We start from the raw sequence: 15,725 nt of genomic DNA, 5'->3' as shown, positions 1-15,725 counted from the left end.
GCCTTCGCGCGGCGATGCGATCCTGCTGCCCCGACGAGAGTCGTGTCAACTATCGTGGCATTTCCTGTCGGTTGACGGCTGAAATTCGCCACAGTTGTGGCGAGACCTGGATGCGGGTTCGAAGCACCCGCTACTCTCCGGGAAGTTCACGACACCCGCTTGTGGGAAGCACGGAACGCACCCGAGACCTTCGAGAGACGTAGGAGTTCTGTCGGTGACGGATGGCTACGAGGATCCGGGCGCCACCGAGACCGCACAGCTGTCGGCCGTCGCCGCCCGCGTCACCGCGCTCGCAGACCGGCTCGGCGTGCCGCACCCGGAGGTCTTCGACGTGGGGCGGCTCTCCATCGCCTGCGGTGTCCCGGAGGCGGTGGTCAAGGCTCTGCTCAGCGGCCGCCCGGCGGGCGAACCGGACGTGCAGGCCCGCTTCCTGCAACGCCTGGACCTGCTGCGCCGCTCCCGGCTGAAGCCGAACGGCCGCAAGTACACCCAGCAGGAGATCGCGGACGGCGCGGGCATGTCCCGGCAGCAGGCGGGCGCGCTGATCAACGGCGACCGGCGGCCGACCATGGAGCACTGCGACGCACTGCAGCGGTTCTTCCGGGTGCACGCCGGATTCCTCACCGCGGAGGACGCCGAGGCGCTGGCAAGTGCCCTGCAGCGCACCGAGCAGGAACTGCTGCAGCAGCTCGCCGACCGGGAGCGGGCCGCCGCCGAGGCCACGGAGGACCCGCTGGAACGGCTGCTGCAGGACCACGGGGTCCGCGGGATCGCCTGGCGGGCCGCGCAACTGCCCACCGACCAGCACCGGGACAAGGTCGCCGAGTGGCTCGACATGCTCCTGGAGAGCGTCCAGCGGCCGGAGGCGTAGACCGGCCCCGGGACCTGCCGGACCGGGATGCCCCGCCGGCCCCGTGGGCCGTCCGCGAGGACCTCTGCGACGGCCGATCGCCGTGTCCTGGGAGGGGACGGCCTCCGCTGTGCGGGCGAACCCGGGCCCGTCCGCACGGCGTTGTCAGTGGCGGGCGGCAAGCTGGTGCTCCGTACGACGCGGCGCACGGCGCCGCAGCGCGCGCGATCCGTGACGCCGAACCGGGGAGATCCGACCGATGACCACCGCCGTACCGACCGACCGTGAGCGCACCGCCGTCCAGGCCTACCTGCGGCTGCTGCACACCGTGCGCGCGGCCTTCGACGGACCCCCGGAGGGGCCCCGGCCCGTCCTGGTGCCGCCCGGCGTGCTCGCCGAGGCCGACGCCGCGCTGGCGCGGGCCGGGCTCGCGGGGAACGAGGAGGAGTTCTTCGGGCTGCTGTCCCACTGGTGCCCGCAGGAGTGAGCCGCGGTCGCGGGTGGCCGTGCCGCTCAGGGGTGCGGGACGGTCACCGCGGACAGCACCAGCCCGTCCCGGACGAGCCAGCTTCCCTCGAACGCGTCCACCCGGACACCGCCGACCAGCGGGCCGGGGACGAGCAGCCGGGCGCGGAAACCGCCTCGCGCGTCCTGCCCGGGGGCGGCGGTGAGTTCGATGTCGGCCTCGGAGAAGTCCAGCCAGGCGCGGGTGAGGGGGAACCACGCCTTGTAGACCGATTCTTTGGCGCTGAACAGCAGCCGGTCCCAGCACACGGCGGGCCGGGCGGCGGACAGCTCCCGGTGCCGGTCCTGCTCGGCGGGGAGCGCGATGGTGCCGAAGACGCCCTCCGGCAGCGGGGCGTGTGGTTCGGCGTCGATGCCGAGGGAGGCCAGGTCGGTGGCGCGGACCAGCGCGGCGGCACGGTAGCCCTCGCAGTGGGTCATGCTGCCGGCCAGTCCGGCCGGCCAGACGGGGGCGCCGCGCTCGCCGGTCAGGACGGGCTGCGGCGGTACGCCGAGCTTCTCCATGGCCCGCCGGGCGCAGGCCCGCGCCGCGGTGAACTCCTGGCGGCGCTTGCTCACCGCCCGCGCGACGAGGGGGCGCTCCTGCGGGTACAGCAGGGCCTCGTCGGTGTCCTGGTCACCGTGCGACTCCACGGCCACCACCGACTCCGGGAGCAGCTCCTCGATCACCGGGTCCGACCTCCATCGGCAGTATGCGGCGCGGCCGCCCCGGCGGGACCGGGCGCTCGCGCCATTCTCGGGGGTATCCCACGGACACCTCTTCGAAGCGGACTCCCTCGTGCCAGGTGGTCCGCGGGATGTGCAGATGGCCGTAGACCATCGTCTCGACCCGGAACCGGTGGTGCCAGTCGGCGGTGAGGGTGGTGCCGCACCACATGGCGAACTCGGGGTGCCACAGCACGTCCGTGGGGTGCCGGTCGAGCGGGTAGTGCCCGGCCAGGACGGTCGGCAGGTCCGCGGGCAGCTCGGCGAGCCTGCGCTCGGTCTCGGCGACGCGTGCGCGGCACCAGTCCTCGCGGGTCGGATAGGGGTCGGGGTGCAGCAGGTACTCGTCGTTGCAGACGATGCCCGTGCTGTGCGCGTAGGCCAGGCCGTCGGTCTTGGTGGCGCAGCCGTCCGGCAGGAAGGAGTAGTCGTACAGCAGGAACAGCGGGGCGACGGCGACCGGGCCGCCCGGGCCGCGCCACACCGGGTACGGGTCCTCGGGCGTGAGCACACCCAGCTCCCGGCACACGGTGACGAGGTGCTCGTAGCGGGCGACGCCGCGCAGGGTGACGGGGTCCTTCGGGTGGGTCCACAGCTCGTGGTTGCCGGGTGCCCAGATCACCTTGGCGAAGCGGTCCGCGAGAGTGGCGAGCGCCCAGCGGATGTCCTCGACGGTCTCCGCGACGTCCCCGGCCACGATCAGCCAGTCGTCGGCCGTGGCGGGGTGCAGCCGCTCCACGAGCGCGCGGTTCTCCGGGTACGAGATGTGCAGATCGCTGATGGCCAGCAGCTGTCCGGCCCCGGCCGTCGACTCCACCCCGTGCCCCTTCCGATCTTGCCGTGGGCACCACCAGAACACATTCACCGGGCCGGGGCAAGGGGCTCTTCGGCCAGTGCCGGGCCGCCCGGACCGGGGGGAATCCGTAACCTGGGCGTTGCACGCGCGGGCGTTTGAAAGCCGTATGATCGCCCCGACACCGGCACCCCCAACTCCCCCTTGAGCAGGGCCGTTTGGTGTCCCTCCCTCCCTCCTGCCCGGGCACGGGCCGCCGCGCCCTGCCCGAACGCCCCGAAAGGCGGCCCGCATGCCCTCTCGCGTACGCGTCTGGCTCAACCGCACGTACGCGGAGAACGTCTTCTTCATGGATCAGCTCCGGAGGAATCCCGCCGACCGGGCGGTCGAGATCCACGCCACGCACGGTGACGCCGACTCCCCCGTGCTGGCCGCCGCCGACACCGCCGACCTCGAGCCGGAGGGCCTGTCGCCGGCCGGGTACGTGGAGTACGCCCTGGACCAGTGCGCCCGGCGCGGGATCGACGTGTTCGTGCCCCGGCTGCACCAGGCGGCGGTGGTGGCGCACCGCGCGGAGTTCCGGGCGGCCGGCACGGCGCTGCTGGCACCGACGCCCGAGGCGGTGGCCGTGTTCGAGGACAAGGCGACCGCCTACGAGGCGGCGCGTGCGGTCGGTGTGCCGGTGCCGCCCTGGTGGCGGGTGCGCACGGTGGACGAACTCGTATGTGCCGTGGAGGAGTTGGAAGCGGCCGGAGAGCGGGCGTGCTTCAAGCCGGCGTCCGGGGCGGGCGGGGCCGGCTTCCGGATGATCACACGCGCGCCGTTCTCGCTCGCGCATCTGAGCGGGTTCCCGGGGCCGTACGTCCAGCTCGACCTGGTGGTCGAGGCGCTGCGGCGGGCGGAGGAGCCGGTGGACTGGCTGGTGATGCCGCGGCTGGAACAGCCGGAGGTGTCGGTGGACTGCCTGACCGGGCCGGACAACCGGCTCCGGCTCGCGGTGGGCCGCACCAAGCACGGCCGCCGCCGGGGCTTCACCGTGCGCGAGCGGTGGCTGGCACCGGCCCGGATGCTCGCGGAGGGCTTCGGGCTGCACTACCTGTCCAACATCCAGTTCCGCATGCACGGCGACCGCCCGGTGCTGATGGACGTCAACACCAGGCCGGCCGGGGGGCTGCACCAGCTCTCGCTGTGCGGGATCAACGCCCCGTGGGCGGCCGTGCAACTGGCGCTGGGCGAGGACCCGGGTGTGATCGAGCCCCCGTTCCTGGGCCAGGACTACACGGTGGTGCCGGCGCCGCGAACGCTGCGGCCGGCACCCGTGCCGCGGCAACGGACCGCGGCCGCCCCGTCCCCCGCCGTACCGGCGCCCGCCGAGACGGCCGCCCGGGAGGCCGGCACCCCCGCCACCGCCCCGGCGTGACGCCCTCGCCCCGGCGCACACCGGCCCGGGCCCAGGGCCCGTTCGGCTCGCCCTCTTGACACCTCGATTGGTCCATACCAACTTTGGTGACGCACCTGCAGCATTCCCTTGCACTCCCGAACACCCCCATCCCCACAGGGAGATCGCGTGCGCCACATACTCGGGCGTCCCAGACGCCGGCTTCTCGCCCTGCTCGGCTCCGCCGCTCTGGCCCTCGGCGGGGCCGTCGCCCTTCCGGGCACCGCACAGGCGGCCAACGTCCTCACCAACCCCGGCTTCGAGTCGGGCGGCCTCTCCCCCTGGACCTGCACCGGCAACCTCGGCTCGGTCGTCTCCTCCCCCGTGCACAGCGGCTCCAAGGCCCTTCAGGGGGCGGTGAGTTCGAGCGACAACGCACGGTGCAGCCAGACGGTGGCGGTCAAGCCGGGCACCGCGTACACCCTGAGCGGCTGGGTCCGGGGTTCCTACGTGTACCTCGGCGTCGACGGCGGCGCCTCCACCTGGACCACGTCCCCGTCGGCGTACAGCCGGCTCAGCGTCTCCTTCACCACCGGCGCCGCGCAGACCAGCGCCACGATCTACGTGCACGGCTGGTACGCGCAGGGCTCCTACCACGCCGACGACGTCCAGCTCGACGGCCCGGGCGGCTCGGACGGCGGGGACACCCAGGCGCCCACCGCGCCGAGCGGGCTCACCTCGACCGGCAAGTCCTCCTCCAGCGTGTCGCTGAAGTGGAACGCGGCCTCGGACAACGTGGGCGTGACCGCGTACGACGTCTACACCGGGCCGAACCGGGTGCTCAGCGTCTCCGGCACCTCCGCCACGGTCGGCGGGCTGTCGCCGAGCACCTCGTACACCTTCACCGTGAGGGCGCGGGACGCGGCCGGGAACATGTCGCCGGCCTCCGGCCCGGTGTCGGTCACGACAGACGCCGGGACCGGCGGGGGCGGCGGGTTCAAGCAGGCGGCCCCCTACCTGTACGAGGGCTGGGGCGATCCGCCGAACCCGACCACGGTGATGAGCGCGACCGGCGTCAAGTGGTTCACCATGGCTTTCGTGCTGGACTCGGGCGGCTGCAACCCGGCCTGGGACGGCAGCCGCGCGCTGACGGGCGGCGCGGACCAGACCGCCGTCAACCAGATCCGTTCGGCGGGCGGTGACGTCGTCCCGTCGTTCGGCGGCTGGCAGGGCAGCAAGCTCGGTGCCAACTGCTCCTCGGCGAGCGCGCTCGCCGGGGCGCTGCAGAAGGTGATCGACGCCTACTCGCTGAAGGCGATCGACATGGACATCGAGAACACGGACGAGTTCGAGAACGAGGCGGTGCAGGCGCGGATCCTCACCGCGCTGAAGACGGTCAAGGCCAACAACCCCGGTCTCCGGACCATCGTCACCTTCGGCACCTCGACCACCGGCCCGACCTACTACGGCAACCGGCTCATCGAGCAGGCGAAGTCGCTGGGCGCCGACATCGACGTCTTCACGATCATGCCGTTCGACTTCGGCGGCGGCTCCGACATGTACGGCAACACCGTGAACGCGGCCGAGGGGCTGAAGAACAAGCTGAAGTCGACGTTCGGCTGGAACGACGCGACCGCGTACGCACACATCGGCATCTCCGGCATGAACGGCCTGTCCGACCAGCAGGAGAACACCACCCCGGCGATCTGGACCCAGGTCCGTGACTGGGCCAACTCGCACCACATCGCGCGGCTCGCCTACTGGGCGGTCAACCGCGACCGGCCCTGCCCGGGCGGCGGTGTGGTGAGCAACTGCTCCGGCATCAGCCAGAGCACCTGGCAGTTCACCTCCATCACGGCCGGCTTCACCGGCTGAGCACGGCGGCACCCGGCGACATCCCCCCGGCTTCCCGGCCGGGGGGATTTCTTCTCCGCTCGGGGTGTATCAGGAGGTGGTGCCGCGACTCTCAATGACAGGAACACGGGGGAAGCACGGGGGAACGGGGGAAGCACGGGGGAACGGGGGAAGCACGGGGGAACGGGGGAAGCACGGGGGAACGGGGGAAGCACGGGGGAACGGGGGAAGCACGGGGGAACGGGGGATCGGACCGGCCGGCCGCTGTCACGGGGAGCGGCCGGCCGGTCCGCCGAACGCTCCTCGGCCGCGTCGGGCGGACGGGGCGGGGTCAGGCGCCGGGGCCAAGGGCCGTCCCGTGATCCCCGGTGGGTCGGCGCGCGGCGCCGGACGCGGTGCGTCGCACGGCGGAGGGTCGTCCTCGTACGGGGCGTATGCGGGCGATCCGACACCGCGGTGAGCTGCCGTGGCCGTCGTCGTGCGCCCGCCGGGGATCGCGGGACAGCCCTCAGGTCAGGTACCCGAGCCCGGGATGGACGGCCGTGTACCCCTCCACCAGGCGACGGGCCACGTGGACCGAGTCGACCAGCGGATGCAGCGCGAAGGCCTTCACGGCTGTGGCGCGCGACCCGGTTCCGGCGGCGGCGAGCACCTCACGCTCGACGGCCTTCACCGCGCACACCAGGCCGGTGGCGTGGCCCGGCAGCGGGGCGGCCGCGACGGGGTGGGCACCGTTGGCGTCCACCAGGCAGGGCACCTCGACGACGGCCTCGTCGTCCAGGACGGACAGGGCGCCCCGGTTGCGGACGTTGAGGATCAGCGTGGTGCGCTCGTCCCGGGCGATGGCCCGCATCAGAGCGAGGGCCACCTGCTCGTAGCCGCCCGAGAGGTCCTCGGCCTCGCGCTCGCCGGCGCCCGCCGCCTCCCGGTTCTGCGCCATGTAGGTCGCCTCCCGCTCTGCCCGGGTGCGCTCCCAGGTGTCGAGGGCGGAGACGTCCGTGCGGCGGACCTCGTCGTAGAAGCGCGCCTGCTGCTCGCGCAGGAAGGCGCCGCGGGTCCTGTCCGCCTCCTGGTAGGCGCGCACCGCCTCGCGGTTGAAGTAGTAGTAGTGCAGGTACTCGTTGGGGATCGCGCCCAGCGACTGCAGCCAGTCGGCGCCGAAGAGCCTGCCCTCCTCGAAGGAGCCGAGCAGTCCCGGGTCGGCGAGCAGGCGCGGCAGTTCGTCGCGGCCCTCCACGCGCAGACCGCGCAGCCAGCCGAGGTGGTTGAGCCCGACGTAGTCGACCCAGGCGTCCTCGGCCCGCACCCCGAGCACCCGGGCCACCCGGCGGCCGAGACCGACCGGCGAGTCGCAGATGCCGATCACGCGGTCGCCGAGGTGGCGGGACATGGCCTCGGTGACCAGCCCCGCCGGGTTGGTGAAGTTGATGACCCAGGCCTCCGGGGCCAGACGGGCCACCCGTCGCGCGATGTCGACGGCGACCGGTACCGTCCGCAGGCCGTACGCGATTCCGCCCGCGCCGACCGTCTCCTGCCCGAGGACACCTTCGGCCAGGGCCACCCGCTCGTCGTCCGCCCGGCCCCGGAGACCGCCGACGCGGATCGCGGAGAAGACGAAGTCGACGCCGCGCAGGGCCTCGTCGAGATCGGTGGTGGTGGTCACGCGAGGGGCGTCGGCGACGGCGGACGCCTGTTCGGCCAGCACCCGGGCCACCGCGTGCAGTCTGCCGTCGTCCGGATCGTGCAGCACGACCTCGGTGACCCGGCCCGCGCCGCGGTCGGCCAGCAGCGCTTGGTACACGAGCGGAACCCGGAAGCCGCCCCCGCCCAGAATCGTCAGTCTCACGTCTGCACCCTCGCACATCGACGCCTCCGACGGGGCGGCCCCCGCGCCGGCGCACGGGACCGGCGGACGGGCGGACGGGCGGACCGGCTGGGGGCCGTGCCGCAGCACCCCGACCGGGCCCCGCCGGGGCAGCACGGTCTGCTCCGGTACGGGTGGCTTCATGCGGTGAACTCTCCGACCCGTCACGGAGTTTCTCTGTTTCAACTCTTGACGGCCGTGGAGCCGGGGAGCACATTGGCGGCACCCTGAGAGCGCTCTCACTACCAGCGTGGGAGCGCTTCCAAGGTTCGCCCCGCACACGACTCCCGCACTCGAGAGGCTCTCCCCATGAGCGATCCCTCCGGCATGTCCGGACCTCGGCTGTTCCGCCGCACACTGGTCGCGGTCCTCGCGACGCTCGGTCTGGCCACGGCGGTCGCGACGGCCGCCACCGCCCCGGCGAGCGCGTCCGCGCCCACTCCGCCGTCCGGCTGGACCCAGGTGTTCCTCGACGACTTCAACGGCTCGGCCGGCTCCGGTGTCAACACCTCCGACTGGTTGTACGACACCGGAACCTCCTACCCGGGCGGCGCCGCCAACTGGGGCACCGGCGAGGTCGAGACGATGACCTCCAGCACCAGCAACGTCGCGCTGGACGGCGGCGGCAACCTGCTCATCACCCCACGCCGCGACGCCGCCGGCCGCTGGACCTCGGGCCGTATCGAGACCAGGCGCACCGACTTCGAGCCCCCGGCGGGCGGCAAGCTGCGGGTGCAGGCCCGCATCCAGATGCCCAATGTCACGGGCGCGGCCGCCAAGGGCTACTGGCCGGCGTTCTGGATGCTCGGCTCGCCGTTCCGCGGCAACTACCAGAACTGGCCGGGCGTCGGCGAGCTGGACATCATGGAGAACGTCCAGGGCCTCAACACCGACTGGTCGACCATGCACTGCGGCACCAACCCGGGCGGCCCCTGCAACGAGACCTCCGGCATCGGCGGCTCCACCTCCTGCGGCGGCAGCACCTGTCAGGCCGGCTTCCACACCTACTCGATGGAGTGGGACCGCTCGACCGGCCTCGAGGAGATCCGCTTCTACCTCGACGGTGTCAACTTCCACACGGTGCGGGCCAACCAGGTCGACGCGAACACCTGGGCCAACGCCACCGAACACGGCTACTTCGTCATCCTCAACGTGGCCATGGGCGGCGGCTTCCCGGGGGCGTTCGGCGGCGGACCCGACGGCGGCACCGAGCCGAACCACCCGATGGTCGTGGACTACGTACAGGTCCTGCAGTCCTCGGGCGGCGGTGGCGGCACCACTCCCCCGCCCGCCGGCCGGCGGGACGCCTACAGCGCCATCCAGGCCGAGTCCTACGACAGCCAGTCCGGCGTGGTCCCCGAGCACACCACCGACTCCGGCGGCGGGCGGGATCTCGGTTCCCTCGCGAACGGCGACTGGGCGCTGTACAAGGGCGTCGACTTCGGCTCCACCGCGGCCAGGCAGTTCTACGCCCGGGTGGCCAGCGGCGCCGCGGCCGGGGTGAGCGGGCTGGTGGAGGTACGGCTGGACAGCCGGAGCAACGCCCCCGCCGGCAGCTTCGCAGTGGCGGACACCGGAGGCTGGCAGTCGTGGCGCACCGTCCCGGCGAACATCAGCGCGGTGACCGGTACGCACGACGTCTACCTCACCTTCACCAGCGGCCAGCCGGCCGACTTCGTGAACGTCAACTGGTTCGACTTCGGTCACTGACGGGAGGATCACGCGCCCGGACCCGTGAGCGCCCACCGGTGACGGGTCCGGGCACCGTCGGCCGGCCACCGGCACGCCACTCCCGCACGCCGGCCGCGCGGGGCGGCGCCCCTTCGTCGGACTCGACCGATGAGTTCGCGCGGGCCGCGGGGTCGGTAACGGCATGACTGATGTGAACACGCCGCCGGTCGCCTCCCGCCGGGAGTGGCTGGCCGCCGTCGACACCCTGCGCACCCGGGAGAAGGCACACACCCGGGAGGGCGACGCGATAGCCGCCGCACGACGACGCCTGCCCATGACCGAGACGGATCCGTCCACCCCGCTCGTCACGGGCGACGGAACCGTCCCCCTGATCGCCGCCTTCGAGGGCCGCACTCAGCTCTTCGTCTCGTACCACATGTGGCACGACGGCCGCCCAGCCGCCGAACAGTGCGAGGGCTGCACCTTCTTCACCGGCGAGGTCCGCGAACTGTCCTACCTGCACCAGCGTGACGTCACCTTCGCGGCGTTCTGCCAGGGACCCTTCGACGAGTCCGACCGGTACCGCCGCTTCATGGGCTGGGACGTGCCCTGGTACTCGGTGCCCGCCGAGTCGCACGAACGGCTCCTCGCGGGCCGCGGCTTCGGGATGAAGGCCAGCTATCTCCGCGACGGCGACCGGGTGTACGAGACCTACTGGACCACCGGCCGCGGCGTCGAACCGCTGGCCCCCTCCTACGGCATCCTCGACCTGACCGTCTACGGCCGGCAGGAGACCTGGGAGGACTCCCCGGCGGGCTGGCCGCAACCGTACGAGACCCTGGGCCAGCAGTTCCGCAAGGGCGGGCGGCCGACCGCGCAGTGGGCACGGATCGCCGCGGGCCACGACGACGACCTCCACAACGGGCGGCCCCGCGCGGACGGCTCGGGCTGCTGCTCCTCGGCCTCCTGAGGGGCGCTCGGCGGCCGGGGGCGGTATCCCGCGAGGCCGTGGACGACGTCGTGCGGCGGGTGTGAGGCGGTAGCCGTACCGGGAGCCCGGGTCGCGGTTCCCCGGTTCCCCCCGACGCCGCCCCCGGCCCCGCCGTTCGGATCGTTCCGCGCCACCGGCGCCGTAGCGCGGCTCCCCAGGTCCCCGCACGGCCCCCGCGTGCCGCTCCCGGCGCGTCCCGGGCCGGCGCACCACCGGCGGCAGCGGCCGCCCGGCCAGGGTCCCGGGGCCGGTGCGGTTCGGCCGGGAAGGCCACCGGGGTGGAACCGGTGTGGAGCCGGAAGAACGTGGAGAAGTCGGCCGCGCCGGGGAAGCCCGCCGCGACCCCGACGCGGCCGATCGGCAGGTCCGTGTCGCGAGCAGGCGCTTGGCCTCCAGCACCACCCGCTTGTCGGTGAATCCCTTGGGCGTCCCGCCGGTGGCCGCCCGGACCGCGCGGACGAGCGTACGGCGGGAGCAGCCGAGCGCGTCCGCGTAGGCGCTGACGCTGTGCCGGGTGGCGAAGCCCCTCTCGACCGCGTCGCGGAAGGGCGTGACGGTGCTGTCCGCCGGCCGCCCGGGCCGCCTCGGCCGAGCCGGCGGCGAGGTGGGCCGGGCGCGGCAGGAACGCCGTCGGGGTGTGCCGCGGCACGGCCGTGCGCAGGCTGCCCTCGTCGCCCTCGGCCCCGGCTCGGGGTGCTTGGTCCGCCATGTGCTCCGTGTGCCGTTCCGCTCACGCGACCGCGGTCCCGGATTCACCACAGGTTGACGCATCCCGACCTGCCTTCAATAAAATCAGACTTTTAGATTTGAAGGCGTCCGACCAGTAGACTCGCATGGAGGAGGACTTCTTGAAGATGAGTACGCGGACGTCGCAGGGCTTCGAGTGGACCGACCTCGCCCTCCGCACCGTGGACACCGCCCGCCCTATAGCCGCCGACGCGGTGCAGAAGGTCGACCCGGCACCGCGATGAGCCGGGCACCTGTCGCGTACACAATCCTTCAAAAAGTGATGACACACGATCCGGCCGCCTCGGAGTGGACCGCGTCCGGCAAGGTGCTGCGGGTCCTCGGCGCGGTGATCCCGGAGCTGTGGGGCGGTTCCGCCGGCCTCGCCGGGTCGAACAACACCACCATCGGCAAGAACGGCTCCCTCCTGCCCGCCGGCAACCCGCTGCCCGGGGCGTACCCGTACGGCCGCACGATCCACTTCGGCATCCGCGAGCACTCCATGGCCGCGATGGCCTCGCCGCGCGCGATCCCCGGCCCGAACGTCGTCCGCCCGGCGGACGCCAACGAGACCGCGATCGCCTGGGCCGAGATCCTGAAGAGGCACGCCACCGACCCTGCCCCGCACGGACTCGCGCTCACCCGTCAGGGCGTGCCCGCCCACGCGCCGAACGAGGACGCGGCCAAGGGCGGCTACGTGCTGCGCGAGTCCTCGACCGAGACCCAGGAGGTGATCATCATCGCGACCGGTTCCGAGGTGCAGCCCGCGGTCGCCGCGCGGGAACTGCCGGAGGCCGAGGGGATCCGCACCCGGGTGGTGCCCGTGCCGTGCGTGGAGCGGTTCGATGAGCAGCCGCCCGCCTACCGGGAGCAGGTGCTGCCGCCGACCGTGCGGGACCGGGTCGCCGTCGCGGCCGGCATCGGCCTGACCTGGCACCGCTTCCTGGACGACGCCGGGCCGGACCGTCTCCCTCGAACGCGTCGGCGCCTCCGCCGACGCGGCCACGCTCCTCGCCGAGCTCGGCTTCACCCCCGAGAGCGTCGTCGCCGCCGCCCGCGAGTCACCGGCCGCCACGCACGCCTGACACCGGCGCGACAGGAAAGAAGGTCACTGTGACCGAAGCAGACGCCACTCCGGGAACTCCGGAGCGCCTCGCCGACGAGAGGATGCCGGTCTGGCTGGACGACCTGTCGCGCAGCCGCGTCACCTCGGGCGGCCCGGCCGGTGTCGTGGCCGGCGGTGGCGTCGTCGGCGTCACCGCCAACCCCTCGGTCCTCCAGTCGGCCATGGGCGCCGGCGAGGGTCACGAGGAGCAGCTCACCGAGCTCGCGGTGCGGGGGGTGACGGTCGACGGGGCCGTGCGGATGATGACGACGGCCCACGTGCGGGCGGCCGCCGACCACGGCGAGATCACCGGCGACGCGGTGACCGGCCGCCACGAGCGGGCCCGCGCGGACCTCCCGGCCGTCGAGGGGGCTCGGCGTCTGCCACGCCGAGGCCGTCCGGCAGCTCGAGGACGAGGATGTCGCCACGTTCGAGACGGCCCGGCAGGAACTGCTGGACGCCGTCACCGAGTCGTTGAAGAACAAGGGAGTTGAGGCGTGATGACGACCGACGCCCAGCAGCCGGAGAATCCGGCCGCAACCGAGGAGGTGCCCGTCCCGGTCGGCCCGGCCGTCGACGCCGCCGACTGGGCGAACCCGCTGCGGGACGCCGACGACCGCCGGCTGCCCCGCATCGCGGGCCCCTCCGGGCTGGTCATCTTCGGCGTGACCGGTGACCTTTCCCGCAAGAAACTGATGCCGGCCGTCTACGACCTGGCCAACCGGGGCCTGCTGCCGCCCGGATTCTCCCTGGTCGGCTTCGCCCGCCGGGACTGGGAGGACCAGGACTTCGCGCAGGTCGTGCACGACGCGGTGCGCGAGCACTCGCGCACCCCGTTCCGGGAGGAGGTCTGGCAGCAGCTCTCCGAGGGCATGCGGTTCATCCCCGGGGACTTCGACGACGACACCGCGTTCAAGCAGCTCAAGGACGCCGTCGACGAACTGGACGCCTCCCGGGGCACCGGCGGCAACTTCGCGTTCTACCTCTCGGTGCCGCCGAAGTTCTTCCCCAAGGTCGTGCGGCAGCTCAAGAAGCACGGCCTGGCCTCCCCTCCCCGGGGCGCCTGGCGGCGCGCGGTCATCGAGAAGCCGTTCGGCCACGACCTCGCCAGCGCCCGCGACCTGAACGCGGTCCTGCACGACGTGTTCGACCCGGACCAGGTGTTCCGGATCGACCACTACCTCGGCAAGGAGACGGTCCAGAACATCCTGGCGCTGCGCTTCGCCAACCAGATGTACGAACCGATCTGGAACCGGTCCTTCGTGGACCACGTGCAGATCACCATGGCCGAGGACATCGGCATCGGGGGCCGCGCCGGCTACTACGACGGCATCGGCGCCGCCCGCGACGTCATCCAGAACCACCTGCTGCAACTGATGGCCCTCACGGCCATGGAGGAGCCCATCGCGTTCGACGCGGAGGCGCTGCTCACCGAGAAGCTGAAGGTGCTGAAGTCGGTGCGGCTGCCGGAGGACCTCGGCCGCCACACCGTGCGCGGCCAGTACACGGCCGGCTGGCAGGGCGGCGAGAACGTCGTCGGCTACCTCGACGAGGACGGCATCGACGCCAGGTCGAAGACCGACACCTTCGCCGCGATCAAGCTGGGCATCGGCAACCGCCGCTGGGCGGGCGTCCCCTTCTACCTGCGCACCGGCAAGCGTCTGGGCCGCCGGGTCACCGAGATCGCGGTGGTCTTCCAGCGGGCCCCGCACTCCCCCTTCGACCACACGGCGACGGAGGAGCTGGGCCAGAACGCCATCGTGATCCGCGTCCAGCCGGACGAGGGCATGACCGTGCGGTTCGGGTCCAAGGTGCCGGGCACGTCCATGGAGATCCGGGACGTGTCCATGGACTTCGCCTACGGCGAGTCGTTCACGGAGTCCAGCCCGGAGGCGTACGAGCGGCTCATCCTGGACGTGCTGCTCGGCGACGCCAACCTGTTCCCCCGTCACCAGGAAGTGGAAGAGTCCTGGAAGATCCTCGACCCGATCGAGGAGTACTGGTCCCGGCACGGCAGGCCGGCCCGGTACCCGGCGGGTACCTGGGGACCGGAAGAGGCAGACGAGATGCTCGCACGAGACGGACGGAGCTGGCGCAGGCCATGAAGATCGACCTGACCGACACCACGGCAAGCAAGATCAACAAGGCTCTGGTACGGGGCCGCCGGGCCATCGGCACCCCGGCCGTGGGCATGGTCCTGACGATGGTCATCGTCACGGACGAGGAGAACGCGTACGACTCGCTCCGGGCCGCCGAGGAGGCCTCGCACGAGCATCCCTCGCGGACCCTGGTGGTCATCAAGCGGCACGCCCGCACCCTGCGCGACCGCACCACCTCCCGGCTGGACGCCGAGGTCCGGGTCGGCTCCGAGGCCGGCACCGGCGAGACGGTGGTGCTGCGCACCTACGGCGAGGTGTCCGACCACGCCGACTCGGTGGTCCTGCCACTGCTGCTGCCCGACGCACCGGTCGTCGTGTGGTGGCCGGTGGACGCGCCCGAGACCCCGTCCAGGGACCCGCTCGGCGCGCTGGCCCAGCGCCGGATCACCGACCTGTACGCCGTGGAACGCCCGCTGGAGGTCCTGGAGACCCGGGTCCGCCACTACGCGCCCGGCGACACCGACCTCGCGTGGACCCGGCTCACGCCGTGGCGCTCCATGCTGGCGGCCGCGCTCGACCAGGCCCGGATGGAGGTGACCTCGGCGGCCGTCGAGGCCGAACGGGAGAACCCCAGCGCCGAGCTCCTCTCCCGCTGGCTGGAGGCCCGCCTCGGTGTGACGGTGGACCGCGTGGTCACGGCGGGGCCGGTCGTCACCGCCGTCCGGCTCGGCACCGGGAACGGGGAGATCGTCATCGACCGCCCCGAGGGACCCATCGCGACGCTGAGCCTGCCGGGGCAGCCGCCGCGCACCCTCGCCCTGAAGGTCCGCCCCACCTCCGAACTCATCGCCGAGGAGCTGCGCCGCCTCGACGCCGACGAGATGTACGCCGTCGCCCTCGGCGGCAAGGCCACCAAGGAGCACGCCTGACATGCCCGACGCACCGTCAGACCCCCCCGAGCTCACCCGCCGCCCCGAGTGGACGGCCCTGGAGGACCACCGGGCCGCGGGCCGGCCCACCCTGCGCGAGCTGTTCGCCACGGACCCCGGCCGCGCCGAGCGCTACGCCGTCCGGGTCGGCGACCTGCACATCGACTACAGCAAGCACCTGGTCACCGACGAAACCCTGGCCCTGCTGCGTGAACTCGCCACGGCCACCGATGTG

12 protein-coding genes and 3 pseudogenes are annotated in these 15,725 nt (G+C 72.8%); 11 read left to right on the top strand and 4 right to left on the bottom strand.

All coding sequences use genetic code 11. The features are described from left to right. Positions 1–214: 214 nt before the first annotated feature. Both MXD57_RS19925 and MXD57_RS19920 read left to right on the top strand, forming a co-directional pair. Positions 215–871, top strand: a complete 657-nt coding sequence (locus MXD57_RS19925; RefSeq protein ID WP_250402891.1) for a helix-turn-helix domain-containing protein — start codon at positions 215–217, stop codon at positions 869–871. A 238-nt stretch (positions 872–1,109) separates the two neighbouring features. After that, complete coding sequence (locus MXD57_RS19920) at positions 1,110–1,337, top strand: hypothetical protein (protein ID WP_250402890.1); 228 nt, start codon at positions 1,110–1,112, stop codon at positions 1,335–1,337. Between the two features lie 26 nt (positions 1,338–1,363). On the opposite strand, the gene MXD57_RS19915 is transcribed toward MXD57_RS19920, so the two are convergent. Together MXD57_RS19915 and MXD57_RS19910 are read right to left on the bottom strand one after the other, a co-directional pair. Beyond that, entirely contained in the window at positions 1,364–2,044 is a 681-nt protein-coding gene (locus MXD57_RS19915) for a 4'-phosphopantetheinyl transferase family protein (protein ID WP_250402889.1), read from the bottom strand. Continuing rightward, positions 1,992–2,897: a metallophosphoesterase family protein gene (locus tag MXD57_RS19910; RefSeq protein WP_250402888.1), complete on the bottom strand. Its 906-nt coding sequence runs from the start codon at positions 2,895–2,897 to the stop codon at positions 1,992–1,994. The genes MXD57_RS19915 and MXD57_RS19910 overlap by 53 nt, the downstream gene beginning before the upstream one ends. A gap of 268 nt (positions 2,898–3,165) precedes the next feature. On the opposite strand from MXD57_RS19910, the gene MXD57_RS19905 reads away from it, so the two are divergent. After that, positions 3,166–4,293, top strand: coding sequence for an ATP-grasp domain-containing protein (locus tag MXD57_RS19905; protein WP_250402887.1), 1,128 nt, complete (start codon positions 3,166–3,168; stop codon positions 4,291–4,293). A gap of 147 nt (positions 4,294–4,440) precedes the next feature. Next, positions 4,441–6,126: a carbohydrate binding domain-containing protein gene (locus MXD57_RS19900; RefSeq protein WP_250402886.1), complete on the top strand. Its 1,686-nt coding sequence runs from the start codon at positions 4,441–4,443 to the stop codon at positions 6,124–6,126. Positions 6,127–6,613: 487 nt separating this feature from the next. Here the strand turns inward: MXD57_RS19900 and MXD57_RS19895 are convergent, their stop codons facing one another. Then, on the bottom strand, positions 6,614–7,951 hold the full coding sequence (locus MXD57_RS19895) for a 6-phospho-beta-glucosidase (protein WP_250402885.1): 1,338 nt from the start codon (positions 7,949–7,951) through the stop codon (positions 6,614–6,616). 327 nt (positions 7,952–8,278) lie between these two features. Here MXD57_RS19895 and MXD57_RS19890 point away from each other — a divergent pair, with 327 nt between their 5' ends. Together MXD57_RS19890 and MXD57_RS19885 are read left to right on the top strand one after the other, a co-directional pair. Next, positions 8,279–9,679 (top strand): glycoside hydrolase family 16 protein, encoded by a 1,401-nt coding sequence (locus MXD57_RS19890; protein ID WP_250402884.1) that lies wholly within the window; start codon positions 8,279–8,281, stop codon positions 9,677–9,679. Positions 9,680–9,842: 163 nt separating this feature from the next. After that, positions 9,843–10,610 carry a DUF899 family protein gene (locus tag MXD57_RS19885; protein ID WP_250402883.1) on the top strand — a complete coding sequence of 256 codons (768 nt, stop codon included), beginning with the start codon at positions 9,843–9,845 and terminating at the stop codon, positions 10,608–10,610. A 277-nt stretch (positions 10,611–10,887) separates the two neighbouring features. Here the strand turns inward: MXD57_RS19885 and MXD57_RS19880 are convergent. Beyond that, positions 10,888–11,295 (bottom strand): annotated as a pseudogene (locus MXD57_RS19880) (helix-turn-helix domain-containing protein); the annotation flags it as partial. Positions 11,296–11,673: 378 nt separating this feature from the next. On the opposite strand from MXD57_RS19880, the pseudogene MXD57_RS19875 reads away from it, so the two are divergent. The 5 genes and pseudogenes from MXD57_RS19875 to MXD57_RS19855 form a co-directional block, all read left to right on the top strand. Continuing rightward, positions 11,674–12,442, top strand: a pseudogene (locus tag MXD57_RS19875) (transketolase-like TK C-terminal-containing protein); the annotation flags it as partial. A 28-nt stretch (positions 12,443–12,470) separates the two neighbouring features. Beyond that, positions 12,471–12,956 (top strand): hypothetical protein, encoded by a 486-nt coding sequence (locus MXD57_RS32030; protein WP_374114731.1) that lies wholly within the window; start codon positions 12,471–12,473, stop codon positions 12,954–12,956. A gap of 6 nt (positions 12,957–12,962) precedes the next feature. Beyond that, positions 12,963–14,567: a glucose-6-phosphate dehydrogenase gene (zwf, locus tag MXD57_RS19865; protein WP_250402882.1), complete on the top strand. Its 1,605-nt coding sequence runs from the start codon at positions 12,963–12,965 to the stop codon at positions 14,565–14,567. Next, the gene (opcA, locus tag MXD57_RS19860; protein WP_250402881.1) at positions 14,564–15,490 is read left to right on the top strand and encodes a glucose-6-phosphate dehydrogenase assembly protein OpcA; all 927 of its coding nucleotides are present in this window, start codon (positions 14,564–14,566) and stop codon (positions 15,488–15,490) included. The genes zwf and opcA overlap by 4 nt, the downstream gene beginning before the upstream one ends. A gap of 1 nt (position 15,491) precedes the next feature. Then, positions 15,492–15,725: pseudogene (locus tag MXD57_RS19855) on the top strand (glucose-6-phosphate isomerase); the annotation flags it as partial.

The organism is Streptomyces cellostaticus, assembly GCF_023630175.1.
Classification (GTDB): Bacteria; Actinomycetota; Actinomycetes; order Streptomycetales; family Streptomycetaceae; genus Streptomyces; species Streptomyces cellostaticus_A.
The sequence above is the reverse complement of the archived record's forward strand: the minus strand, read 5'-3'. Positions and strand labels throughout refer to the sequence as shown.